Source organism: Pseudoalteromonas sp. SR44-5 (genome assembly GCF_014163675.1).
In the GTDB taxonomy this organism is placed as follows: domain Bacteria; phylum Pseudomonadota; class Gammaproteobacteria; order Enterobacterales; family Alteromonadaceae; genus Pseudoalteromonas; species Pseudoalteromonas rhizosphaerae.
This window is the reverse complement of record NZ_JACJDT010000024.1, coordinates 19883-45829: the sequence shown is the minus strand read 5'-3', so window position 1 is coordinate 45829 and position 25947 is coordinate 19883. Positions and strand designations below refer to the sequence as shown.

Sequence of the window (25947 nt, the reverse complement as noted above, 5' to 3'; positions counted from 1 at the left end):
ACTTACCAATAGTTTTTATACAATACATAAATAAAATTGATAGATGAGTTAAATATGGATTTAGACGCCCTACGTACTTTTTGCGCTTTTGTTGAAACGGGCAGCTTTACTCGCGCTGCTCAACAAGTATACCGCACCCAATCGGCAGTGAGCATGCAAATGAAAAAGCTCGAACAAGAGCTGGGTAATCCATTATTTATCAAACAAGGCAGGCAGCTTGTACTATCGTCAAGTGGCGTTCACTTAGCCAGCTACGCAAAACAATTATTAGCACTGCATGATGAAGCCTATAAACAACTTAAAACCGGTGGTGGGCAAACTCGCGTGCGCTTAGCATGTCCTGACGATTATGCAGGCACAGTATTACCTAAAGTTGTGGCTTTATTACATAAACATATACCGCAACTTGATTTACAAATCAGTTGCGCGCCGACCAACCAGCTCAAAACACAGCTAGATCAAGGCTTGCTAGACATGGTGATTGCGACGCGCTCGCCCAGCTCTGAAGAAGGTTATTTTTTACAATCAAGCAAAGGTGTGTGGGTTAAAAGTGCCGAATTTAACTATCAATCCGCTATGACCCTGCCAGTTGCAATATTTCAACGGGATTGTAAATTTCATCAAGCGGCTATTGAAGGGTTACTAAAGGCTGAACGCCCATTTAACATTGTTGCTTGCTGCGGCTCGCTCAGTGCGCTCACAGCATTAGTAAAAGCCAATCTAGCCGTTGGTGTGATGGCTGAGGTAAGTAACACTCATAAGCTGGTGACGGTTACTGACTCAACTCTGCCGCCCTTGCCCGTTATTGATATCGTACTATTACACGCAAACCACGCTCATAACCCGATAAAACGAGAGTTAGTAAAGCTAATAGCAGCAGATTATGCACTTACCTTGTGAATCTTGGGTTTTAAAGACTATCGCAGCCTTACTAAGGTGCGTTTTCGCTTTGGCTCAGTAAGATATAAAAGTTGCGTATTATCGTGTGAAGCATTAATTAACATATTACCTTTCTCGTTCGCGATATGGCGTATTTCTGAGTGAGCGCTTTGTAAATCAAGCATATTAAGCTCATAACCATCTTCTTGCTCTAAGGTAATACTCAACGTTTGCTCATCGACCGCCAGACCAATAATATCACTATCATCTGCGTGCCATACTTGAGCAAAATTGCCATCTTGATCGAGTCGAAATACCTGTTTGTTATTTGAAAAATAAATCTGATCGTGTTTGTCTAAAGCCATTGCATAACAAGCCAGCCGCTCTCCTTGGCCAGTGAATGGCGATAAACTTAATGTTTGCATGTCTAATTTTGCTGGGTGAAATGTAACGCCATCGTCAGCGCGATATGAAACCAAGATCGCATCTTCATTATAAAACTTCTCTCTGAGATAAAACGAATGATGATGGTGGGCTATTTCTTGATAATCGCCACTTTTTAAATCAATTCGAAACAGTTTATCTTTGCTTGCGGTGATCACTTCTTCGCCATTTTTTGACCAAACAACCCCAAACAGTTCTTCATTATTAGGGTTTGCAAAAATCAGCGTTTGTTTACCTTGCTCATATAAAAATAGCTGTTTTAAACCAAAACGATGGGATTCAAAGACAAACTTAGTTGAATCAGGTGAGAATACCGGCAAAAAATCAACCGACGAGGTATCGACGAGCTTTTCATACTGCTGAGGTGTTGCACTAGTTGCACGCAAAATATCAACATCAATATTTACAAGCTCCATCAATATCTCCTCACCAGATGGCGTGAATGCAGCATCTCGAATAACTTGATAATTATTAAATTCGATATCAGTTGAGTTGCCCTGACGATCAATAAGTAATAGATTATTTGTGCTGCTTATCAGCAAGTATTCACCACTTGGGTGCCAACTAAGCCCCTGAATACCATCTTCAATAACGGCAATTGTTTTACTACTATTATCCGTTAAATTCAGTATTTCAATACGGTAGTTATTTTGTCCTGCTTCATAACCAAGCGCTAGTTGCGTTTGATCTGGCGACAACGCATGTAACTTTAACCAGTCTTGACCCATTGAGGCTTTGATTACCTGTTTTTGTTTAGTTTCTATATTGACGGTCGAAAGCTGCGTATCATTTTTATGTTTTCGTCGCTCAATAAAATAAACCTGATTGTTATTAGTCCATTGTAATTGCTGGCTGGTAACTAAATATTCTTTAAATTCCAGTACGTTGGCGTAATTTAAACTCGTTAGAGTTACCATGTCTAAATTAAAATACGCTAATTGGCTAACATCATTTTGTTTTTCTATAAAAGCCAATGCGCGATTATCCGCACTCCACCCTAGACTATAGTAGGTCGATGGGTGCTGGGATAATTGTACCTCTTTACCTGTCGTTAATTCTTTTAGCCAGATATGCTGATTATCATTGTCACCGCGAACAAATGCTAAATAATTGCCGTTATTAGATTGCGATTGAGAGGATTCATTGGCTTCATTTGATGTTACAGGCACCAACGCAGAGAAATCAGTTTTAACAACCTGCGTTGCAAATGCGAACCAACCACCAACCAAACATACAATTGTCACGGCGATAAAAGCCAACAACGGCCACTTTACACAGTGAGAACGTGTTTGTTCGTTAAGCTCAAGGCAATAACCCCGTTTCGGGTGGGTAATGATGAATTGTGGATTTTTAGAATCTTCATTTAATGCTTTCCTCAGCAGTGCAATATTGCGTTGCACATTACTTGGGCTAAACACTGAATTAGGCCACACAGCTGCAAAAATTTCTTCCTGGCTAACCACATTGCCCCTATGAGAGTACAAAAATTGGAGCACATCCATAACCTTAGGTTCGACAATTTGTACGCCTTCAGCTGAGGAAATTTTACCACGGCTAACATCGACGTCAAAATTCCCGATTCGAAACCTACCCACTTACAACTCCAATAAATTCATACAAATCATAGATTAAGATTTTCTTAAGATAAACTCAAGGGTTATTACATTGCCGCATTAATTAGTTCAGTTAATGGTTAGGCACCATTTACTAAGTAATAAAAAAGATGCAACGGATATTATCGACATTCATTATTTTTGTGAGCGCGTTTCTACTCTTTCAAATTCAACCTATCTTATCTAAAGAGCTACTACCCGAGTTTGGCGGTGGCGCTTCGGTTTGGTCAACCAGCCTATTTTTTTATCAAAGCATGCTGTTACTCGGCTATTTATATGCTCATTTGTTAAGCCGTTATCAGCTCAAACGACAATTATTTATACACACATTGTTAGTGGCTGTATCGAGCATCATTACTTTTAACACAATTGAAGTCAGTCTATTTTTATCACTAACACCAGCGTGGTCAGTGATTGCTAAATTGTTTTTACAGGTTGGCTTAGTCTTTATGTTACTAAGTGCCACCAGCGTACTATTGCAGCGCTGGTATATTGAATCGACCGCTATGACTGTACCTTATCAATGGTATTCGCTTTCGAATCTGGGTTCACTACTTGCTTTGCTGAGTTACCCATTTATTTTTGAAGTTTTATTTTCAATCGATGAGCAAAAGAGCTATTGGACAGTGGGGTTATTTGCATACTGCATACTGTTATTGTGCCTAATTTATGTATTATTTAGTAATGGCAGTATCGCTGATAAAGCTATTACTAAGTCAAAAACGACTTTGCTCGTCAAACCTAATTGGCTGTGGATTGTGTTCTCAGCAACCAGTTCAATGATGTTGATCGCGACAACTCAGATGATCAGCATCAACATCCCGCCTATGCCTCTGATATGGGCTTTACCATTGGTAATATATTTGCTGACCTTCAGTTATGCGTTTGCATCCGCAAAAAGCTATAATCGCGCCCATTGGACGTACTTATTAATATTTAGCGCATTCGCAGGGCTGATGATGTTTTTCCTTGGCAGCCAATTTAATGCTTTAGCTCAACTGGTGATCTACAGCTTTATTTTATTCATTGTTTGTATGATCTGTCATGGTGAACTTCGAAAACTCGCGCCAGATGGCTCACTGCTTACTGTATTTTATTTATATATCGCTTTAGGAGGAGTGATCGGCAGTTTACTCAGTGCCTTAGTCGCACCGCTACTGTTTGAACAAATAACAGAATTCATTGTGGCGTTAGCTGTAGCGCTTTCATTATTTATATACACGCTACTCACCCAGACGACGAAAACGTCCTCTTGCTATAAAATAGCTTTACTGGCTACGCTGGTTATTTGGGGCACAGGATATAGCTATCTTTTTGTTAATTTTAATCAATACAACTTAGCGTCTGAGAGAAATTTTTACGGTTATGTCACTGTCAAAGACATTACAACGTCTGATCTTGCTGAACGACGCCTAATCGATGGCACAACGATTCATGGCTCACAGCCACTTAATAAACAAACTGAACTCACAAACAGCTATTACCATCACCATACTGGTATCGCTAAATCATTGTCAGCATTAAAAAAGCAACAAGATTTAAATATAGGTATTATTGGTTTAGGTGCTGGAGTTTTAGCAAAGTTTGGCGATAAGTTCGATAAAATCCGCTTTTATGAACTTAACCCTGCGGTTTATAACATGGCCATGAATTATTTTTCATATTTAACAGATAGTCCTGCACGCATTGATGTGGCTATTGGTGATGGCAGAATCACCTTAACTGAAGAGCAAAAAAATAATGCACCGTTAATGAATGCGTTAATTATTGATGCTTTTTCAAGTGATGTTATTCCTACCCATTTACTGACTGAGGAAGCTTTTCAGTTATATTGGCAGCGACTAACAAAAGGCGGCTTATTAATTATCCATATATCCAATAATCATATTGATTTGATGCCAGTACTCCAAGCTCACAGTAAGCGCTTCGATAAATCTCTGATCAAATTTAACTATAGCGGTACGCAGTTAGGCTCACAATGGGTCGTAATGACGAATAACCAAGCATTTTTAGATTCGATAGCCATGACAGACTTATCACCGATAACACCTTATTCAACAGTACATTTGGCGCAATGGACAGATCAAAAGCACAGCCTGATCCCGCTCCTGAAACTTTGATGTCTATCTTAAAATAACCACAACAAAAAAGCGCGATTAACATCGCGCTTTTAAATAATTCTAAATGCTTTTAACTAACCCCTAAACAGAGCCATTAATTGGCCCATGCTCATGATGAACATGCGGGTTTTGACCGCGTTGACGTAGTAAATGATCCATTAAAGTAATGGCCATCATCGCCTCGGCAATCGGGATTGCACGAATGCCAACACAGGGGTCATGACGGCCTTTAGTGATCATCTCAACCGATTCATTACTCGTGTTAATACTATTACCTGGAATGGTAATACTCGATGTCGGTTTGAGTGCAATTGACGCGATAATATCTTGCCCTGTAGAGATACCTGCAAGCACCCCACCGGCATGATTTGAGGTAAAGCCTGCTGGCGTTAACTCATCACGATGCTCTGACCCTTTTTGCTCAACCACATCAAAGCCGTCGCCAATTTCAACGCCTTTTACTGCGTTAATACTCATTAATGAATGTGCAAGTTCAGCATCAAGGCGGTCAAATACCGGCTCACCTAAACCAACAGGCACATTTTTAGCGACCACTTTGACTTTCGCGCCCACTGAGTCGCCTTGCTTTTTAAGCTCGCGCATATAGTCGTCAAGCGCGTCTAACTTGCTTGCATCTGGGAAAAAGAAAAGATTATTTTCAACTTCATCCCAATCGTAATTTTCAGCTTTAATTGGCCCAAGTTGACTCAAACACGCACGTACTTCAATACCATGAAATTGCTTTAGATACTTTTTAGCAATAGCGCCTGCGGCAACACGAATAGCGGTTTCGCGAGCAGATGAACGGCCACCACCGCGATAATCGCGTAGGCCGTATTTATGCCAGTACGTGTAGTCACCATGACCTGGGCGAAATACGTCTTTAATTTTGCCATAATCTTGTGAACGTTGGTCGGTATTTTCAATTAATAAACCAATACTGGTGCCGGTGGTTTTACCTTCAAAAACACCCGCTAAAATTTTAATTTGATCACTCTCACGGCGCTGCGTAGTGTAACGGCTTTGCCCTGGCTTACGACGATCTAAATCGATTTGTAAATCTGCCTCAGTGATTTCAAGACCTGCTGGCGTGCCATCCACAACACCGCCTAAGGCGACGCCGTGGCTTTCGCCAAAGGTGGACACTTTAAATAACTGCCCTATGCTATTACCTGCCATTAACTTTCCTCATTCCTAATGACTACTAAGTACCGAGCCTGAGGCTCGGCTTTGATTTTTGTGGTGATCAGTCTGCGAAATATGCAACGAGTTGTTTTTTGCTGATCACAAATACGCCAAATCCACCTTGCTCAAACTCAACCCATTCAAAAGGCGCATTTGGATAAAGGGCATCCATGTGTACCATAGAATTACCAACTTCGACAAATAACAAACCGTTATCAGTTAGATGATCGGCCGCTTCACTCAAAATAGTACGGGTTACATCAAGACCATCATGGCCTGATGCCAAGCCAAGCTCTGGCTCATGGTGGAACTCACGCGGTAAATCAGCCATATCTTCGGCGTCTACATACGGAGGGTTTGCCACGATCAGGTCATATTTCTGCCCTGGTACACCGCTGAATACGTCGGATTGAATAGGTAATACACGGTCACTTAACTGATAATCAGTGATATTGATATCAGCAACTTCGAGTGCTTCATAAGAAATATCAACGGCATCAACCTGCGCTTCTGCAAAAGTTTGTGCTAATGCAATCGCGATACAACCAGAACCGGTACATAAATCTAAAATACGATTTACCGATTCAGGCTCAGCTAGCCAAGGTGAAAAGCGATTATGTATTAACTCTGCAAAAGGTGAACGTGGGATCAATACGCGCTCATCGACATAAAATGGCATATTAGCAAACCATGCAATATTAGTCAGATAAGGTACTGGCGTGAAATCATTTATACGTTCTGCAATTAATCCCGCAAGGCGGTTTTTTTCGGTGCTAGTTAACCGGGCATGCATTAATTCTTTTGGTGCATCAATGGGTAAGCTTAACGCGGGCAGTAACAAGTTGACTGCTTCATCCCATGCGTTATCAGTTCCATGACCAAAGAAAATACCACTGCTGGCAAATTGACTCGTGGTCCACCGTAGCCAATCGTGTAACGTTGACAGTTCTGCTACAGCTTCATCTAAGGTTGCTTCTTCTATTAATAATTCGCTCATATTCGTTATCTACCTGCTGCTTTAGAAAATATCAATTCAATCGAGGCGCAATTAAGGCCCCATGATTGCCCTATTGTAACGCTTTTTTACACAGTTTTTACTCTGTTTTCACTCGATTTCTAGCGTTTTTTTGTTTAGACTGCCGCTATGAAAAAAGATCCTCTCTCAAACGCAGATATTAGCCCTGACGACATCGATATGTTTCGTCAAAGTATTAATGGTGCCCGTGTATTTAAACAAGACACGCATCGCTTTGCTAACAAACCTAAAATCTCACAAGCTAAGCTGTTTGCCCAGCAAAAAAAGCAACATCAGGCAGAATTTTTCTTTTCTGATGAATATGTGCCAGATATTGATACCAACGGAACGGTTAATTATGTGCAAGACGGTCAAGATCGTTTTTTAGCAAAGCAGTTACGCCGAGGTGACTTTGTACCTGATTTAACCCTTGATTTACATGGTTTAAATAAGGAGTTGGCAAAAGATGAACTCGCAGGACTGATCCATGAGTGCAAAAAGAAGCATTACTACTGTGCGTGTGTAGTACATGGTATTGGTGGACATATACTCAGACACAAAGTGCCGCAATATTTAGTACAGCATCCAGATGTCATAGCAATACACCAAGCGCCACTTGAATACGGTGGTAAAGGTGCGGTACTTATTTTAATAAACTTACCACAAAGTGATGAATTTAGACGCTAAGCGTTAACGTTATCCCTATTTCAAGGCAACAGTGCAGTGCATATTTTCTCTATCATCTTTCCGCTGATTTTCATTGTTGCGCTTGGTTTTAGTTGTTGTAAATTAAAGTTTTTTGAACAGCAACACATTGCAGGGCTAAGTAAGTTTACTTTTTACATTAGCCTGCCGGCATTTTTATTTTTAAATATGTCGCAAATCGATTTACAGCAAAGTATTAGTTTATCGGCCTTTCTGAGTTTTTATATTCCTGTACTGAGCGTATTTGCCTTAGGTATTTTGGTTGACCGCTGTTATTTAGCTAAGCAAAAAAATTATCAACAACACAGTGTATTTGGCTTAGCGTCGAGTTACTCAAACATGGTGTTGGTGGGCATTCCTATCATCATCGCATCCCTTGGCAAAGAAATGATCGCCATCGCTTTTATGATCATTACCTTTCATAGCACATTGCTATTTGCACTCACCTATTTAATCGGCGCAAAGGGCAGCGAACATGCATTTTCATGGTCAAGTTTTGCTAAGAGCATGGTACTGAATCCGATTGTATTGAGCATCGGCTGCGGGCTAATATTAAATGTCAGCGGCATTGTTTTGTTTGATAACCTAGCAAAGAGTTTAGAGCTTTTAGCGACCCCCGCCATTACCTGCGCGTTATTTGTATTAGGCGCCAACTTAGCGTTTTACAAAATTGCAGCTAACTGGCAACCCGCATTAATCGCCTCGTTAATGAAGATTTTGTTACTTCCTGCTGGGGTATTTTTAATCGGTGCATACGCATTTGAATTAGATAGAGAGATTTTGAACGTGTTAGTGCTATTAAGCGCCTCACCGGTTGGTGTAAATGCTTACCTTATTGCCAGTCAAATAGGTCAACATCAGGTGACATTAGCCGGTGCAGTAGTACTGTCAACGGTTTTAAGTGTGATTAGCTTTAGTTTTTGGTTGTCGGTATTGCTTTAACCTTTACAAACCGCCAGCTACATCAACAAAGCTACCTGTGGTAAATGATGCCTGCTCAGAGGCTAAAAAGTAAATTGCAGCGGCAACTTCCTCAGGTTGTCCACCTCGACCCAATGGCAGCTTGTCTTTAATACGCTCCACCCGATTTACTTCACCACCATCGCGGTGCATATCGGTGTAAATTAATCCTGGGCGCACTGAGTTAACACGAATACCTAACTTGGCTACTTCTTTGGCTAAACCAATGGTTAACGTGTCCATTGCTCCTTTAGATGCGGCATAATCAATATATTCATTTGGTGAACCGGTTTTAGCCGCTGCCGATGATACATTAACTATACTGCCGCCACTGGGCATTCGCTTAATCGCTTCACGGGCACATAAAAAAGCGCTTGTTACATTGGTGGTTAGCACTTCATTTATACGCGAGGCTCCCATCTCAAGTAATGGCATTTGCGGTTTCAAAATACCTGCATTATTTATAAGCACATCTAATTTGCCAAATAACTCATCTACTTTTGTAAACAGGGTCAGCACTTGCGTTTCATCAGACACATCGGCTTGCACTATTTCGGCTTTTACAGCAAAGCCGCGTGCTTGATCTGCTATTTTTTCTGCGCTGTGTTGATCCGTTTTATAATTAATACAAACATCATAACCGTGACGAGCAAAATAAATTGCGGTTGCAGCACCAATTCCTCGGCTTGCTCCGGTTATAAGTACTACTGGGTTAGATTTCATTGTCTGTCCTTATCTATACAAAATAATATTACGCCACATAAACCAATTTAAATTGTTCACAAACTAAGGGCATCATATTACTACGTTCAAATTTAGTTTCGGCAAGTTCCCGCTGATAATACGTCCAGTGCACTTTTCGCCAATAGTGAAGACTTTTATCTCCTTCACCTTCTAACGCCGCATATTCAGCGGTTATTTCGTTGTAAGGCACGATTGCGACATTCGTTGTTTCAATAATCCCTAAAGGCTCACCATGCCAGTTAGTGAAAATGGCTAAATCACCTACTTTGGGAAGCGCTTCTTTACTATGCTCAAACCAATAAAGTGATGTTGTAGTTGCTTGCTTTATGCCCTTTAAAACCAGTGCTGCACATTCATCGGCATCAATTTGATTATCACAAAAGTGCCAAACCGGGAGCTTTGTGATTGAACGACTGTAGGCGTGATTAAATTCATTTATAAGTCGTTCAATTGCTTGGGGGTTACTTGATTGCAGCAACAACTGAAATCTCAACTAACAAAGCATCGCGGGCCATTTTAGCTTCCACGCAGGCACGTGCGGGCGCATGACCTGCTGGTACCCACGCATCCCAAACCGCATTCATATCGGCAAAGTAATCCATGCTTTTTACATAAATAGTGGCGCTGAGCATATGCTCTTTTGAACTTCCCGCCTCATTTAAAAGTAACTCAACTTTATCAAGCATAGTTTGCGTTTGTTCGGTGATGCCCTGCTCTGCGTCAGCACATACTTGGCCACATAAGTACACCGTACCATTGTGCTTAACGATACGACTCATGCGAGTTGCGGTTTGAATACGTTCAATTGTCATAAAATTGTCTTTGCTAAATTAGTGTGTCGCTAATTTAGCAAATTTAAAAAGGAACGCAAGGTTTGGGTATGAGGCTAAACTGCTACGTTATTAGGTGCATGAATACTGAGGTATTGGCTTTTATGGCGACTTTCATCGTAACTCAATACGGCAACCGCTCCAGTGTTAAATATCGGCATATTCCCAGCACTCAATTGGTCAACTAAATAACTAACTATTGGCATGTGAGCTACGACCAACCAGGTATCGCATTGTGGATGCATCGCGATGAGAGTTTCTAGATAATCGGCGGCAATTTGTGGATTGCCTTCAGGGATTATATCGCTGCAAGTTTCTTCGAATAAAAAAGCGTTATGCTTTTTTACTCCTTCCGCTGTTTGCTGAGCACGAATGTAAGGGCTTACTAACAATGCCGTTGGGGTATGCGTTGCTTGCAACCATAAACCCATTTTTTCGGCCTGTTGTTGGCCAACCGAGGTCAAATTTCTACTTGCATCGTCAGCTTGCATCGGTGTTGCTTCGCCGTGGCGCATTATTAAGATTGTTTTCATAAAAAATCAACCGATTAAAGAATATAAAACAGTAGCCAGTTTGCCTGTTTGTCCGCTATATTAAAACAACGTCACACATTTCGCTTATGATATTCAGGTAAAAATCGCCAAGCAATTTAATCGCAGCCCTGAAGTTATCATTGTTGTTAACGAGTAAACTTAACGTTTCAGGAGCATCATTTGAATATCAGCCGCAATGATAACAGAACATACCGTGCCCTCACACTGGACAATGGTCTAAAAGTCCTGTTAGTGCAAGATAAAGATTCAACTAAAGCCGCTGCATCGATGGCCGTGAATGCTGGTCACTTTGACGATCCTGTTGATAGACAAGGGCTCGCGCACTTTTTAGAGCATATGCTTTTTTTAGGCACAGACCAATTTCCGGAATCCGGCGGGTTTGGTAATTTTGTTTCCCAATCCGGTGGCAACACCAACGCATGGACCGGCACCGAGCACACTTGTTATTTCTTCGATATTAACAATCAAGAGTTTGCACAAGCACTGAGCCAATTTAGCCGGTTTTTTATTGCACCTTCTCTCAACCCTGGCGAAACTGAAAAAGAACGTAATGCCATTGATGCTGAATTTAAATTAAAAATAAAAGACGATGGCCGACGCATCTATCAAGCACACAAAGAAACCGTTAATCCTGCTCATCCATTTGCTAAATTTTCAGTGGGTAATCAGCAAACCTTAGCGGATCGTAATGGCTGTGTAAGCAAAGAATTGCGAGATTTTTTTAACGCCCATTATCAAGCCCAGTGGATGAGCTTAGTGATCTGCGCTGATGCAAAAATTGACACTATGGTGCAATGGGTAACTACATTATTTAATGATATTAAAGGTCAGCAGCAACCAAAACCCGTCATTGAGGCATCACTTTATCGCGCGCAAGATCTTTGCAAAGTGCTGCATATAGAACCGCATAAGCATATGCAAAAACTCATAGTAAGTTTTGCGATGCCTAATATTGATGATTTTTATCGCCATAAAACCGTTAGTTTTATTGCGCATTTATTAGGGTATGAAGGGCAAGGATCGCTTTACTCTATTTTAAAAGCGCAAGGTTGGATCAATGCCCTCTCTGCTGGAGGTGGCATCAACGGTAGCAACTTTAAAGATTTTAATATCAGCATGGCACTGACCGATGAAGGAATTGAATACTATGAAGACATCGTTGAAATGGTGTTTGAATATATTTGTTTAATTAATCAAAACATCGATAAATTACCGCGCTTATATCAAGATAAAAAGAATCTATTACAAATCGCCTTTGATAACCAAGAAAAAGCCCGCTTAATCGATTGGGTCAGTAATTTAAGCATCAACATGCAACACTACGATGAAGCCAATTATGTGCAAGGTGACTATCTCATGGATGGTTTTAATCAAACGGCTCATGAAACTGCAATGCAATGGTTAACGCCGCATAATATGCGCTTGGTGTTGATCCATCCTGATGTTGAACCTGAGCATACCACTCAGTGGTATCACACGCCCTATCGGATCGAAAGTATTTCTAGCTGTTGGCTGGAAGCGCTGTGCGAAATTAATACTCCACTACCAGAAATGCTATTACCTACAGCAAACCCTTATCTAACCAAAGAAGTGTCATTGTATGACGTTGAGCAGCCACAAAATCACCCACTATTATTAGTAAAAGAACCTGGCTTTGATTTTTGGTTTAAACAAGACAACACTTTTCGAGTTGCCAAGGGGCACTTTTATTTGGCGATGGATTCTGACTTTGCTGTTAAAGATATCAAACACATGGCACTTACTCGTCTATTTGCAGACTTATTTATGGATAGTGTTGCAGAACAATTTTACCCGGCAGAGTTAGCTGGTTTAAGTTATCACTTAACCTCACATCAAGGTGGTTTAACCCTGCACACTGCGGGACTCTCATCGAGCCAATTAGAATTAGTTGATGAATTACTCCAAGCGTTATTTAACGTCGATATTTGCGCTAAACGTTTTGCCGAGTATAAAAAACAGTTAGTCCGCCATTGGCGTAACAGCAATCAAAATAAACCCGTTGGTGAATTATTTAGCGTGCTGGGTGCAAAAATAATGCCGTGGAATCCAGAACCAGAGCAGCTTGCTGTGGCACTTAAAGATACCAGCTTTCATCAGTTTAATTGTTTTCGCCGCGAGTTTTTTAATGCCTTGCATGTAGAGTCATTTTTGCACGGTAATTGGCGAGAAAGTGATGCAATTGAGTTTCAAAAAAAGATTGCTCACCACTTAGCTAAATCAGCTACGATTGAAGATCTAACCCGTCCGTTATTTGAAATAGACAAAATAACCCGCTCGCAACTGACCCTAAATTGTAGCGATCATGCGATGGTTATTTATTACCAAGCACAAACCGATGACGTTGTTGAAAAAGTAAAAATGATGGCGCTAAACCATCTTATTAATCAAGATTACTTTAATGAACTTCGTACCAAACAACAGTTAGGCTACCTAGTGGGCGCAGGTTATGCGCCCTTTAATACTCGTGCGGGCATCGCCTTCTACGTGCAGTCACCTAACTACAGTGCAACCGCGATTTTTGAGCGTCATAATGCGTTTCTTGAGCAATTCCTTGCTTCATTAGAGCAATTAAATGAAGAGCAATGGCAGCAACAAAAACATGGCTTAACCACCCACATCGCCGAAAAAGATAAAAACCTCCGGCTGCGTTCACAACGCTTGTGGCTTGCCATTGGTAATCAAGATCATCACTTTCATATGCAACAAAAATTGTTAGAAGCATTGGAAAACCTTAGTCTTGCGCAGATAGTTACTTATATTCGCGAGACATTTGCAGAACATAGACCAAGATATGAGCTACTAAGCGTACCTAAAACAAACAAAACGACAAAAAAGCTGATTTCTTCTCATTCTCTTTGACACAACACCGTGCTTCAATTAGATTATCTAGTGCAAAATACAGAAGTGCCCTATGATAATAATAAAAATAATATTCAACACATTCATATTCGCCTCATTATTACTCTGCTTTAGCCCATTGGGCTATAGCGAGCAATTAGTCGATCAGCAAACTTTAATGCTTTATTTACCGAGTGCATTTGTTACGTTAGTGCTGCCTTACTTATTATTCACAATCTACAAATTACGCCGCTCACGACGCCAATTATGTATTTCTGAACGGCGTTTAAAAAGCACGGTTGAAGGCAGTGGTGACACACTTTGGGATTGGAATATCAAAACTGGTGAAGTACTGCGCATTAACGATAAATACATGATGGATAGAAATACCATCATTGATGTTCCACCTAATAAAGCCCTTATTCACCCTAATGATATAGCGCAAGTTGAATTACTGTTAAAGCAACACTTTGCGGAGCAAACCGCTTTCTTTGAAGCCAGCTATCGCATTAAAGACAGCTTTGATCGCTGGCATTGGGTACTCGACAGAGGCAAGATCATTGAAAAAGATACCAATTTAAACCCGCTAAGAATGACTGGCACGGTACGCGATATCACGCAATTAAAATCAACCGAGGCACGCCTTAACTTATTCGCTAAATGTGTTGAATCACTCACTGATGCATTAGCCATTTACGATAAAAACTTTAACCTGGTTGATCTTAATCCCAGCTTTTTATCGCAGTTTGGTGGGAACCGAGATAACTATTTAAACAAGCCATTTACCTTACCAGGTTACGAGCAAAGTTATATTGATGATATTAAAAATACTGTTCGTCTTACCGACCATTGGCAACAAGAAGTTAAACTGCGCAACAGTGAGCGAAAACTACTACCGATTGAAATCTCAATCGATGAAATTAAGAATGAACATAATCAAATTTGTAACTATGTCATTGTATATTCAGATTTAACCGAGCGTAAAAAAGCCGAATCACAACTACATAACTTATCAAATCGCGATCGTACAACTGGCTTACCTAACCGAAATCTATTTTTTACCGATCTTAAAAAGCTGGCAAAACAAGACAGCCACCATGCATTACTAGTATTTGATTTAGATAACTTTAAAAAAATTAATGACTCATTAGGGCATCAACTAGGCGACAGTTTACTGGCAAAACTAGCAATGCGGTTGAGTAAACTCACCCGTGAAAAAGATGTGTTTTACCGCTTAGGTGGCGATGAATTTGCCTTAGTTATGTCTGGCACTAACGATATTCATACCATTACCAGAATGGCAAAACAGTTTTTAGCCGCCATTGCCACGCCATTTAAAATGGCAGGTCACGAATTAGTGATCACTTCAAGTGTCGGCATTGTGTTATTCCCAGAAGATGGCAATACCCCAGAACTACTGCTTAAAAATGCCGATACTGCGATGTACCATGCGAAAAAGAAAGGTAATAGCTACTTATTCTTTAACGACACCATGAACCGCCAAGCAGTAAAACGCCTGCAAATTGAAAACTTAATGCGATTTGGTTTAAAAGAAGATCATTTTGAAGTTTACTACCAACCAAAAATGAATATCCGCACCGGTAAATTCACTGGAATGGAAGCCTTAGTGCGTTTTATTACTCCGAAAAAAGGCATTATTAGTCCTGGCGTGTTCATTCCCATCGCAGAAGAAACCGGGCAAATCATCGAAATTGGTGAAGTGGTACTTCATAAAGCATGCCGTGATGTTAAAGCCTGGCTGGATGCTGGCTTATTTAATGGCCGAGTTGCGGTAAACTTGTCTGCTAAACAATTTAGCTTACCGGATCTAACTACTCGTATTGATGTGATTTTACAAAATCACGCCTTGCCATCGTACTTTTTAGAACTTGAAATTACGGAAGGTACGGTAATGGACGACCCACAAGATGCTATTTCGATCATGCGCTCTCTCAGTGCCCGTGGTATTCATTTAGCCATGGATGACTTTGGCACTGGCTACTCATCACTTGCATATTTAAAGCAGTTTCCACTTAATACCCTAAAAGTTGATAAAGCGTTTATTGATGATATGCAAACAGAGCGAGGCCGTAATATGGTTGACTCAATAGTTACCATTGCACATAACTTAGACTTACATGTGGTGGCTGAAGGGGTTGAGCAAGCAGAGCAAATTGCAATCTTAAAAGAGCTTAATTGCGAAACGATGCAAGGCTACTACTATTCAAAACCTTTATCGCGAGCTGAATTTACAGAATTTTTGAAGAAACAACAAAACCAAGCGGCACTTAGTTTAGTACAACAGGCATAAATGACAGCCTATGGTCGCCATGTGCACGCTTGTATACCCACACAGCGCACTAGTGCACGACGATAATGTAAGTTAAACAAGCACCATGCAACGGGGCCTAACAACCCTGCTAGCAGCAACCAGCGTTTAACTGGCATACCTTTTTTAATTGCCTGTGCATACATAACGACAATAGATACAACACTGATCAATAAATATTGCAAATTCACCACACCCATACCGCTTAAAATTAACCTGTAATGTACAATAATTAGTTCTTTATTTTCACTAATAAAATCAGAATATTTAATTCTTTCAGTAACAAGAATGATATACAAAAACTATTACTGTTGCTATTATCTACCCGTGTATTTGCGTGTGCAATACACATTTAAAGGATAATTAAATATTTCTAGGAGATATCATGTCAGAAAATACTTCAAATGTATACGAAGCACCAGCAGCAAACCTAACCAAAAATAATGAAAGCGGAGATAAACCTGTTTTAAATTTTGATCGTTTTTCGGCTTGGGGAGTGTTCTTTTTAGCCGTCATTACTTTTGGAATTTATGGTGTATATTGGCTAATAAGCAGAACCAATAAAGCCAATGCATTAGCAACTAAACAAATTAGTCAAGGATTGATATATGGTTATTTAGCTTTATACGTTGTGAATTTAATTCTCTCTTTTACGGGAGCACTGCCAGTGTTGTCAATTATTATTTCGCTAGCTTCTATCGTGGTCGGATTAATCTTTATTTTTTCGTTACGTTCTTCTATTTCAGAACTAATCAATAAAGGTAGTAGTGAACCCGTTAAGCTCAATGGCGTTTTAACCTTCTTCTTTAATATAATTTACTTCCAGTACAAAATTAACGAAGCAATTGATCAACAGAAATAAAAAGTAAAAAGGCATTATTTTAATGCCTTTTTCATCTCAACCTGTTTCTAAAGCACTCCTGAGTGCTTTACATTCAAATATGTATTTAGCACATTAGGAAGCAACTTTTGTGGTTGTGTATCAATTGCGATAACGCCTTCTTTTTTAAGCCTTGCCATATTAGCTTTGTGCGTATTTAATAAATCTAATGCAGCACAATAGGTCATAGCATCATCATAATTCTCTATTGGCTCTGCAAGTACTTCTGTCAATGCATGATTAGAGAGGTTAATAACTGCAACAAGGTGATGCTTTTGCAATAACTTTATAGCTGGAAGCACCTCATCTAAGCTTTGATCATCAAATGTAGTAACAAGTAATACTAAAGAACGCTTACTTCTTTTTGCGATTAATTGATTAGCTGCAACAAGGTAATCGCTGATACTTTGGTCAGGGTACAGATCATAAAAATGATTCATCACACGCGATACATTCTGTGCACCTTTAACATTAGGTAACCAGCGAATATCATGATTAAAACTTTGCATGCTAAACCAATCCCCTTGTTTGAGTACTGTATGAGCAAGTAAGAGCAAAGCATTTAATGCGTGATCAAAGTGAGTACCCGCAATGGTATCTATATTCATCTTCTTCGATGCATCAAGCATTACAACAACGTGCTGATTTTGTTCTTCTTGGTACTCTTTAGAAATTAGTTTGCGACGTTTACTTGTAGCCTGCCAGTCTATCTGTTTAATACTGTCACCTTGTCGGTATTCCCTAAGTTGATGGAATTCAATACCATCACCTCGTTTTTTTGTCAGTTTTAAACCACTTATTGGTGTGTTTGTCACCCCATTAAGCGCTTGATTTTGTGCTACTCGACTAAAATCTGGGTAAACTTTTAACGCTAAATCTTGAGGTATTATCCAATTTGCCTGCCACAGCTTTAACCGTGAACTAATTCTAAGCTCAACGGCAGCCAATTGCGCATCTCCGCGTTGATGTGCGCACATACTCCATTGTAAACGAGCTTGCTCATTTTCTGCCAGAGTTACGCTGGTATATAATTCAGATAGCTCAATCGCATTGCTTAGGTGCAAACTTATATCAGTAATTAATAATTGCTCTGAAGTATTTTTAATACTTAGTTTTACTGGTTGCCAACGCCCCAATGACATGTTTTGATTGGTGTTTATCTCAATACTTAATTTATGTTTGAAGCGAGTAGGCAAATAATCTAATAACGCTAGTACAAGCAGTCCAGCAATGAGTACTGTAGTTAATAAACTCGCTGTCTCAGTAAAGATTAATATGGGTAACAGCAAAACTAATGCGCAAACCAGCTGCAACAAAAGCTTTGCTGGTCGTAACTTAGTGCGGATCATGATCTAGGCGCTTCAACACTGGCTAGTATTGCTGAAATCACTTCATTAAAAGACACCCCTTCTAACTCTAGATCGGCTGAAAGTATCAAGCGGTGGCGTAAAATATTAGGTACCACTAGCTTAACGTCATCAGGGGTAACAAAATCTCGGCCATTCATCAATGCCATTACTTTTGCTGCTTTAATAATGTTGATTGATGCTCGTAGTCCTGCACCATGTAATACTCCTTGCCATGTTCGCGAACTACGAACTAACTCCACCGCATAATTATAAATCTTTTCATCTACTAAAATGTCAGCACATAATTGCTTAATCTGAGCAATATTACTGACGCTTAATACTGCCGGCAATTGGCTAACTTCTGACTCATTCGAAACAACTTTGGTGTTGAGCTTTAATAATTCAACCTCGGCCTCTAATGATGGAAAACCCAATTCAATTTTCATCATAAAACGGTCTAACTCAGCTTCAGGTAATGGATAAGTCCCCTCTTGATCAAGCGGATTTTGCGTTGCAAGTACCATAAACGGTGAGTCAATAGATAAGGTTTCGCCATCAATGGTAATTTGTTGTTCTTGCATTACTTCCAATAAAGCTGACTGAGTTTTAGCAGGTGCTCGGTTGATTTCATCAGCAAGCAAAATATTGGTAAATGCAGGGCCTTTTTTTATATTGAAATCGCCTGACTTCATATCATACATACTGTGTCCTACAACATCAGATGGCATTAAATCGGGTGTAAATTGCACTCGTGAAAACGACACACTTAAGCTCTTCGCTAATGCTCTTACAAGTAAAGTTTTGCCAAGGCCCGGTACTCCCTCAAGTAATACATGACCTCCTGCAAATAACACAGTTAACACATCTTCAATAATGGCATCTTGTCCAACTAACACACGGGAGATATTATCCTTAACTTGCTTAACTGCTTGCGCCGCATCCGTTAAGCTTATTTGTCCTGTTGCAAATTCGGTGCTCATAGGGCATTCCTTAATTGTTTAAATAGTTTGATATACTCTGTTCGTTGTTGCTGAGATTCTGGCAATTCAACACTTAGAAGCTCAGCTACCTGTTGCTTATCAAAATGCACTAAGTTAGCGATTATCTCTGCTTGGCGAACTTCGGTTAGTGATTTGAAGTGAGGGATCCTAGTTTCTACTTTGGCGTTAAAATCTTTTTTTAATGCAGTAAACAAGCGTTGCTCAAAACCGTGCTTTATATAAAAATTAGCAATCGCTCGAATGTGGTGTTTAAAGCCTACGGTTAAAATTAAATCAGGCGCATAAGCGCGACCAATACGACTACTAATATGCCAAATAAATAATAACATCAATAGCATCACACAGATCACCCACTGCCAGCTCCATTGCCATAACTTAGCAAACCAATTAGGGTAACTTAAATAAGGAACATAAGTTATTACATCAACCCCCTGACTCAACCAAACCAGTAAACTGCCATGATCTAAATGGCGCAACTGATAGTTTGTAAAGGGAGCTAGAGACGGCATCACAATAATACGGCCATCACCAAATTTAAAATCACACATGATAACTTGATCATCACTATTTTTGGTGGCTATACCTGGGCAGTTTTCAATTTCAAATGCCTGACTCAATTCTAAATCCAGTTGGGTATTTTCATTGAGCGTTAACACGCTATTTTTCTGCCCCTCTTTTACCATCACAAAATGATTTTCAAAAATCCCTTCACTCGTGTTTACACTAATCCCAAGATCTTGAAAGGTAAAAGTATTGTCTAAACCAAGTTCATCCCTTTGCTTATTTAATATATAAACAAGACGCCCACCTTCACTCACCCATTGGGACAATTGCTGATCAAGTGTGTGCGAATTACTAAGCGCCGCTTCATCGACAATTAGCATGCTGCGGTGATCAATAATAAGTGGTTGTTGATTATTGTTATCTAATTGCTTTTCTTTTTTCCATAGCACCCCATGTTCAGCTAATAATCTCTGCGCCATTGTGAAATTATCTTTGCTAACTTCGGAGTGAAAACCTATTTCAATCTCTTCTTTTTGCCAGTCAGCTGACAACAACGCTGAGCCAATAAAAAAAACTAACACACAGCACAAAAAAACCACCACAAACTTAAGCTTCATTTATTTGCTCCTTGTTTGCTGATGCCATAGCCTCTATTTGTGCTATTAATACGTTAAAATCAAAATTAAGTGATTGATGGCCCCAAGCCACTTTTACCCAAGCAGAAAAAAGTTGAGTAAAAACATCTTTGCTTTGCTCAGTGACTTTTGCATCAATTGCTGATTTACACTCTGTTTCAGTCATCGAACGGTGTAATTTTACTTGATGAGTGCTCTGCGCCCAGCGAAGCGAAAAATGCAGTAAATAAGCAAGCGCTAGACGCTGATTATTCTCATGATATGCTGACCTTGCTGCTGCAATTAAATCCTCAGGTAAGTCTTGCGGTTTAATATCAGCAAACATGGTTGGGATTATATGTTCTCGATGCTGATTTTTTTGTCTTTTCGGTAATTCTAGTGCTAAGAAGAAGCCACGCTTTTTAACTAATAAATACACCAACCACAACACAAATAAAACAATTAGCAACCAAATAAAATAACTAAGAAAATTGCCTAAGCTCTTGAAAAAATTAGCAAGCCAACGATAATCACCATCCGCTGAAGAGTCCTTTTCTAAATCAAAATTTGGTACCCAAGTGGTTTTCTTTTCGATAACATCATCCTGCGCATAAAGTGTAGAAACTTGCTCTTTTATAATTAACTTATCTATTGGCTCTGCCATTGACTTACTCGGCACAGCAAACAAACAGCAAGCAAAAAACAAGCAAGCACTTGATAATAAAGTATTTAATCTGGCACGCATATTTTTGAAGGTTAGCTCAATGTCCCAGCCTTCTAAATCTATACGGCGGTGCAAGTAGGCCATAAAACCTCCGGTGACAAATAATGGTGCGACTAAAGCGACACTGATCACATACACACTATTAAATGCAATTTCCATCCACAAAGGGCTTTCTAATATTTGATACAATGGCTCTTCAAGTGATAGCGACGTTGGAATAAGGGTAAAAATAATCGCAGAAATACCGATCATTAAGATAAACTCAAAATGTACGCAAAACATCATCCAAAGCGTTTGTTTGGGCTTTGATGTTGCAAACAGCACCTGTTTTCGCATTTCTTTACGACGGCCATCTAGCCTTTCTAACTGTGTTACAGGTGCTAAAAAAGCTCTGTTAGGGCTCAGTCGATAAAGCGTCATATTGATGAATATGTCACCCGCTTGCAGCTTCAGGATTGATTTTAAACTACTCGAAATGGTTGCCTGTTGATTAAACACTACTTTTGACATGTAGTCTAAAATTGGCCGTTCAAATAACGGTTTAAAAAACCATACAATAAAGGCGCTCCATGACCAACCAAACAATACACCGGCAAGGATGAACACTGGCACAGCTAAACAAATATACAAACTAAATAATGGTAAAAAATGTTGTTTAGTAAGTAATACCGTCAAATCAAACGTTTCATAGGCGCCGCGTTTTCGAGGATTAAAGCTAAGACGATTAAGTTCCATAGCGCATACCTCTATACAATCGATAAATTACATATATCCAACAAACAGTACCTACGACGAATTTAATTTCATGAGCAATGGCACGGGGCGACCAAAATGCTTCAATAAAGGCAGCTAAAACTAACATAACAAAAGCACCAACAATTAATGGTAGTGCTGTTTTAGCCGCTTTTTTCATAGCATAACTGCGTGTAAATTGGCTTGGGTTTAATAACGCGTAGCCAATCTGACATCCCGCGGCAGAGGCAATAATAATCGCTGTTAATTCAAACGAACCGTGAGTAATAACAAACGAGAAAAATGTTTTTTCAAAACCAACATTGACAATATGCGCACCAATGGCGCCGAAATAAAAACTATTAAATAGCAAAAAGAATACAGCACCGAAACAAAGTAAAACTCCCCCTGCAAACATTTGAAAGGCAATACCAATGTTGTTATATATATAGACACCAAACATCAATATATCTTTGTCAGGAGCACGAGTCTCCGTTTGAACAGCTCCAGTTGGGTTATACATTTTTTCAATTTCAAGCACCGTACTTTGACCTAAAAAAGTATAAACGGCATCTGGATAAAGGGTGACCCAAATAAAAGCAATAACCGCCAACCCCCAAAATGCCAACAAATTAGCGCCTAACATGAAACGGTTTTCGTACAAAGCACGAGGAAAAGCAGTGCGGGCTATTTGCCAAATTTCTGAAAATTGGTTTTTGCGGGATAAATACAGTGTTTTTTGACCGTGTTGTACCAGCTGATTTAGCTGCTGAATTAGTAAAGGACTGTACTGCCTACTTCTTGCGATGGCTAAATCGTTGCAAATTTTTCGATATAATTTAGGAAAGTCTTCAGGAAAAGTACTATTTAGTTCGCAATATGCTTGAAATTGTTGCCATATTTGGCTGTTTAAATTTACAAATTGAGTTTGCTTCATTGCTTACTCTCACTATTGGAGCGACCACTGTTGATATTATTCTGCCCAGCAAAATGCCTTGCGTAATTAAATAATGTTTCAACACTATCATTTTCTTCGATATTTAATGGCTTGGATAAAATATTTGCTATTTCTTGACGTCTTGCAGGAGAAAGTTCATGGGCACGCTCAGTAAAGTCTAAAACAGCTAATTGCTCTTCGGTACTAAACGCAATGCTAGGTACTTCAGCTGGCCCGTCTGGTAATAACTCCCGACTCATAGCGTCTTCTTCGTAAACTACGATAGTTCCTGCAGCCCAATCACCGATGCGTTTGAAACGGGGATTAAAACACATAACAATTAAACCAAGAAAATAACCAACAGGCAGCATATCTGCGGGGCGAATTAAGTTTCTTACAACAATTTGTGAAAAGGTTGGAGGTAAGCCATTATCTTGAACAACACGAATTTTTAGACGTTTTTTACCTGGGGTCTGGCCATTTTTAACTTCATAAAAGATGTTATACCCCCATGAAATTAAAAAATACATGACAAGTAAAATACCTTCCCCAAAATCGCCGAATAACATAAGCACAGTAGCGATAATGGCTATCAAAATTGTGCGAAGAATAAAATCGATGATGTAGGCGTAACTACGCGAAACCAATCCAGCGGATGTGATAGCTATATCCACACCTTCAGGTAATTTAACAAACGCCCTATTTTCCAATCCATGGTTTAGCATTACATTTACTACAAATTTGATGATTAGATAAAGTTGAACGTATCGAAAGAAGTAACATTCAACCAAGGAAATGACGCGTTATAATGCGCGTTTTTGTGTTATTTTTCAATATTCCTTTAGTATAAAATGTTTAATCATGAAAAACATTAAGTAGCTGGACTTAACCGCTTCAGCCATTTCACACATTTCTAGTTTACTTTTGAGGTATTTATAAACTCGGTAAAAATAACAAAACATAGAGGGGATTTAAGTGTGGAGGGGATTGATTATTCAATTTAGTTCAAGAGTTTTTTCTCACCCTGCTTTAAATAAAGAATATACCTACGAAGTCCATAAAACACCCAAGCTACTTAAATTAATTAAATAGCTTGGGTGTTTGATGGATTAATACTGCAAAAGACGTAAAGATTATTATTTTTCAGCACGGCCCATAAATTTATGCTCTGCGGTATTAATACGGATGCGGTCACCTGTAGAAATATGCTCCGGCACTTGAATGATCAAACCAGTTGATAATCGTGCAGGTTTAGAGCGAGCGCTCGCTGAAGCACCTTTAATTGAAGGGTCTGTTTCTTCAACCACAAGTTCAACACTTGATGGTAAATCTAATCCCACTGGTGCGCCATCAATTACAATGACATGCACGCCTTGGGTTTCTTCGTTGACGAATAAAATTTCTTCGCTGATCGCTTCTTTATTAAGATTATATGGCGTGTAATCTTCGTTATCCATAAATACGTATTCTTCGCCATCTAAATACGAGAACATTGCTTCACGACGAGTTAAATCAGCTAGTTTTAACATGTCGCTATCTTTGAATGTTTCATCTACTTTGCTACCAGTTACTACATCGTACAAGCGCATACGGTACAAACTTCCACCAGCACGGCCTTGTGGTACAGAACGAACAATATCTTTAACCACTAAAACGCGGCCATTAAACTCAATCGCAGTACCTTTTTTAACTTCACTTGCCTTTGGCATCAGTGTATTTCCTATAATTTATAAATCCCCAGAAACATACCACGAACTGGATTTTCTTCAATAAGAAAATATCACATACCGCTATTTTTCTCGTAGGGCCTGTATTTACTCATAAATTTTACCTATTAATCGATTTTTCATGACTAAACTACGAAAAAGCTGCTATGGTTAAACTACCAAAAATGACCTCAAGGACTGGATCATGGATCAGCACACTGCACATGAGTATTTAGCAAAAAAACCTCTGGTTATGGTTACCAAACCTTTCGGCCAAGAAGTTGATGTATATAAAGTAAACCATAAAATGTTTGCCACTTTATCGGTTGGCAACGAAGGGGAAACTGACGAAGACGGCAACCCTATTTGGTGGATGAATTTAAAATGCGACCCGGATGAAGCGCAATCACTTCGTGATATTTTTCCTTCAGTGATCCCGGGCTATCATATGAATAAACGGTTATGGAATACTGTTATTTTAGATGGCTCAATCCCGCAAGGTGAAATTGAACGTATGATTGATAATTCATTTAACTTAGTGGTTGCCAATATGCCGGAAAAAGATCGCAAAGCGATTGAAATTCATATGTAAGTCACAATTTTAATGTTGTACTGCGCAAGCTACTTGTTCAGTACAACTTAGCCTTACTCCGTACACGTTAGTAAAAAATGATGATCATCAAATAATACCCCACCAATTTCGTAAGCTGACGGTTCAACGCTAACTAACTTAAAGCCACATTTAGCCAACACTTTTTCTGAGCCTACATTCCCTTTTGTAACCACAGCAGTAAATTGTTGAATGTTAAACGCTGTCGTCGCCCATGTTAAAAATGCTTGTAGTGCTTCAGTTGCATAACCTTGACCATAAAACTCAGGCATTAACAGATAACCAACTTCGGGAGTGTTTGATGAGGATGTTGTAAGCCCTGTAACGCCCACTTTTTTGCCTGTTTTTATTTCAATGATCATCAAACACAAAGACTTATTGGCTGTAGGGTGCCCCGGCGCCAACCGCTGCATAAACTTACTACGTATTTGCGTATCAGAAGGCCTGTCAAAACATTTTTCAATAACGCATGGCTCATCATGCAAAGCTAAAAAAAACGCCCAATCGTCTTGTTCAAGGAGCCTCAATTGTAATCTTGCAGTGCTGATGTTCATTATTCGTCTTTACGCGGTATCAGTTAGGGATGCCCCTGTTATAACAACAAAGCAAAATGATTTCAGCAACTAAATTTTTTAAATTCTAGGCATAAAAAA

General features: G+C 39.5%; 24 protein-coding genes. 8 read left to right on the top strand and 16 right to left on the bottom strand.

Annotated elements, in window-relative coordinates; translation table 11 throughout:
* Positions 1 to 54: 54 nt before the first annotated feature.
* Positions 55 to 900 carry a LysR family transcriptional regulator gene (locus tag H5154_RS13695; RefSeq protein WP_182718626.1) on the top strand — a complete coding sequence of 282 codons (846 nt, stop codon included), beginning with the start codon at positions 55 to 57 and terminating at the stop codon, positions 898 to 900.
* A 17-nt stretch (positions 901 to 917) separates the two neighbouring features.
* Here H5154_RS13695 and H5154_RS13690 read toward each other — a convergent pair whose 3' ends face one another.
* Complete coding sequence (locus H5154_RS13690; RefSeq protein WP_182718625.1) at positions 918 to 2918, bottom strand: winged helix-turn-helix domain-containing protein; 2001 nt, start codon at positions 2916 to 2918, stop codon at positions 918 to 920.
* Between the two features lie 128 nt (positions 2919 to 3046).
* Between H5154_RS13690 and H5154_RS13685 the strand changes: the two genes are divergently transcribed.
* Positions 3047 to 5056, top strand: a complete 2010-nt coding sequence (locus tag H5154_RS13685; protein ID WP_182718624.1) for a fused MFS/spermidine synthase — start codon at positions 3047 to 3049, stop codon at positions 5054 to 5056.
* A gap of 81 nt (positions 5057 to 5137) precedes the next feature.
* Here the strand turns inward: H5154_RS13685 and aroC are convergent, their stop codons facing one another.
* Together aroC and prmB are read right to left on the bottom strand one after the other, a co-directional pair.
* Entirely contained in the window at positions 5138 to 6235 is a 1098-nt protein-coding gene (gene aroC, locus H5154_RS13680) for a chorismate synthase (RefSeq protein WP_182718623.1), read from the bottom strand.
* A gap of 67 nt (positions 6236 to 6302) precedes the next feature.
* Entirely contained in the window at positions 6303 to 7238 is a 936-nt protein-coding gene (gene prmB, locus H5154_RS13675) for a 50S ribosomal protein L3 N(5)-glutamine methyltransferase (RefSeq protein ID WP_145240383.1), read from the bottom strand.
* A gap of 147 nt (positions 7239 to 7385) precedes the next feature.
* Between prmB and smrB the strand changes: the two genes are divergently transcribed.
* Both smrB and H5154_RS13665 read left to right on the top strand, forming a co-directional pair.
* Positions 7386 to 7943: an endonuclease SmrB gene (smrB, locus tag H5154_RS13670; RefSeq protein WP_145240381.1), complete on the top strand. Its 558-nt coding sequence runs from the start codon at positions 7386 to 7388 to the stop codon at positions 7941 to 7943.
* Between the two features lie 36 nt (positions 7944 to 7979).
* Positions 7980 to 8903, top strand: a complete 924-nt coding sequence (locus tag H5154_RS13665; protein WP_182718622.1) for an AEC family transporter — start codon at positions 7980 to 7982, stop codon at positions 8901 to 8903.
* A gap of 3 nt (positions 8904 to 8906) precedes the next feature.
* Here the strand turns inward: H5154_RS13665 and H5154_RS13660 are convergent, their stop codons facing one another.
* The 4 genes from H5154_RS13660 to sixA form a co-directional block, all read right to left on the bottom strand.
* Positions 8907 to 9644: an SDR family oxidoreductase gene (locus H5154_RS13660; protein WP_182718621.1), complete on the bottom strand. Its 738-nt coding sequence runs from the start codon at positions 9642 to 9644 to the stop codon at positions 8907 to 8909.
* 28 nt (positions 9645 to 9672) lie between these two features.
* Complete coding sequence (locus H5154_RS13655; RefSeq protein ID WP_182718620.1) at positions 9673 to 10146, bottom strand: ASCH domain-containing protein; 474 nt, start codon at positions 10144 to 10146, stop codon at positions 9673 to 9675.
* Positions 10127 to 10477 (bottom strand): RidA family protein, encoded by a 351-nt coding sequence (locus tag H5154_RS13650; protein WP_149983028.1) that lies wholly within the window; start codon positions 10475 to 10477, stop codon positions 10127 to 10129. Before H5154_RS13650 ends, H5154_RS13655 begins: the two co-directional genes overlap by 20 nt.
* 74 nt (positions 10478 to 10551) lie before the next feature.
* Entirely contained in the window at positions 10552 to 11028 is a 477-nt protein-coding gene (gene sixA / locus H5154_RS13645; protein WP_179959228.1) for a phosphohistidine phosphatase SixA, read from the bottom strand.
* A 180-nt stretch (positions 11029 to 11208) separates the two neighbouring features.
* On the opposite strand from sixA, the gene H5154_RS13640 reads away from it, so the two are divergent.
* Positions 11209 to 13929, top strand: a complete 2721-nt coding sequence (locus H5154_RS13640) for an insulinase family protein (protein ID WP_182718619.1) — start codon at positions 11209 to 11211, stop codon at positions 13927 to 13929.
* Positions 13930 to 14086: 157 nt separating this feature from the next.
* Positions 14087 to 16219, top strand: coding sequence for a bifunctional diguanylate cyclase/phosphodiesterase (locus tag H5154_RS13635; RefSeq protein ID WP_257326390.1), 2133 nt, complete (start codon positions 14087 to 14089; stop codon positions 16217 to 16219).
* Between the two features lie 8 nt (positions 16220 to 16227).
* Here the strand turns inward: H5154_RS13635 and H5154_RS24185 are convergent, their stop codons facing one another.
* Positions 16228 to 16536 (bottom strand): hypothetical protein, encoded by a 309-nt coding sequence (locus tag H5154_RS24185; RefSeq protein WP_182718636.1) that lies wholly within the window; start codon positions 16534 to 16536, stop codon positions 16228 to 16230.
* Between the two features lie 86 nt (positions 16537 to 16622).
* Here H5154_RS24185 and H5154_RS13625 point away from each other — a divergent pair, with 86 nt between their 5' ends.
* Positions 16623 to 17099, top strand: coding sequence for a DUF4234 domain-containing protein (locus H5154_RS13625; protein ID WP_149983032.1), 477 nt, complete (start codon positions 16623 to 16625; stop codon positions 17097 to 17099).
* A gap of 47 nt (positions 17100 to 17146) precedes the next feature.
* Here the strand turns inward: H5154_RS13625 and H5154_RS13620 are convergent, their stop codons facing one another.
* The 7 genes from H5154_RS13620 to yeiP all read right to left on the bottom strand — a co-directional run bounded on the left by H5154_RS13620 (position 17147) and on the right by yeiP (position 24687).
* Positions 17147 to 18466 (bottom strand): DUF58 domain-containing protein, encoded by a 1320-nt coding sequence (locus H5154_RS13620; protein WP_182718618.1) that lies wholly within the window; start codon positions 18464 to 18466, stop codon positions 17147 to 17149.
* Complete coding sequence (locus H5154_RS13615; RefSeq protein ID WP_182718617.1) at positions 18463 to 19446, bottom strand: MoxR family ATPase; 984 nt, start codon at positions 19444 to 19446, stop codon at positions 18463 to 18465. The genes H5154_RS13620 and H5154_RS13615 overlap by 4 nt, the downstream gene beginning before the upstream one ends.
* Entirely contained in the window at positions 19443 to 20588 is a 1146-nt protein-coding gene (locus H5154_RS13610) for a hypothetical protein (protein ID WP_149983035.1), read from the bottom strand. The genes H5154_RS13615 and H5154_RS13610 overlap by 4 nt, the downstream gene beginning before the upstream one ends.
* Positions 20578 to 22044, bottom strand: a complete 1467-nt coding sequence (locus H5154_RS13605; RefSeq protein WP_182718616.1) for a hypothetical protein — start codon at positions 22042 to 22044, stop codon at positions 20578 to 20580. Before H5154_RS13605 ends, H5154_RS13610 begins: the two co-directional genes overlap by 11 nt.
* Positions 22034 to 22672, bottom strand: a complete 639-nt coding sequence (locus tag H5154_RS13600; protein ID WP_182718615.1) for a stage II sporulation protein M — start codon at positions 22670 to 22672, stop codon at positions 22034 to 22036. Before H5154_RS13600 ends, H5154_RS13605 begins: the two co-directional genes overlap by 11 nt.
* 302 nt (positions 22673 to 22974) lie before the next feature.
* On the bottom strand, positions 22975 to 23703 hold the full coding sequence (locus H5154_RS13595; RefSeq protein WP_149983038.1) for an RDD family protein: 729 nt from the start codon (positions 23701 to 23703) through the stop codon (positions 22975 to 22977).
* Between the two features lie 411 nt (positions 23704 to 24114).
* Positions 24115 to 24687: an elongation factor P-like protein YeiP gene (yeiP, locus tag H5154_RS13590; protein WP_145240366.1), complete on the bottom strand. Its 573-nt coding sequence runs from the start codon at positions 24685 to 24687 to the stop codon at positions 24115 to 24117.
* 202 nt (positions 24688 to 24889) lie between these two features.
* On the opposite strand from yeiP, the gene H5154_RS13585 reads away from it, so the two are divergent.
* The gene (locus H5154_RS13585) at positions 24890 to 25276 is read left to right on the top strand and encodes an MmcQ/YjbR family DNA-binding protein (RefSeq protein ID WP_182718614.1); all 387 of its coding nucleotides are present in this window, start codon (positions 24890 to 24892) and stop codon (positions 25274 to 25276) included.
* 53 nt (positions 25277 to 25329) lie between these two features.
* Here the strand turns inward: H5154_RS13585 and H5154_RS13580 are convergent, their stop codons facing one another.
* A complete protein-coding gene (locus H5154_RS13580; RefSeq protein ID WP_182718613.1) occupies positions 25330 to 25848 on the bottom strand; it encodes a GNAT family N-acetyltransferase in 519 nt (172 codons plus the stop codon).
* Positions 25849 to 25947: the final 99 nt, after the last annotated feature.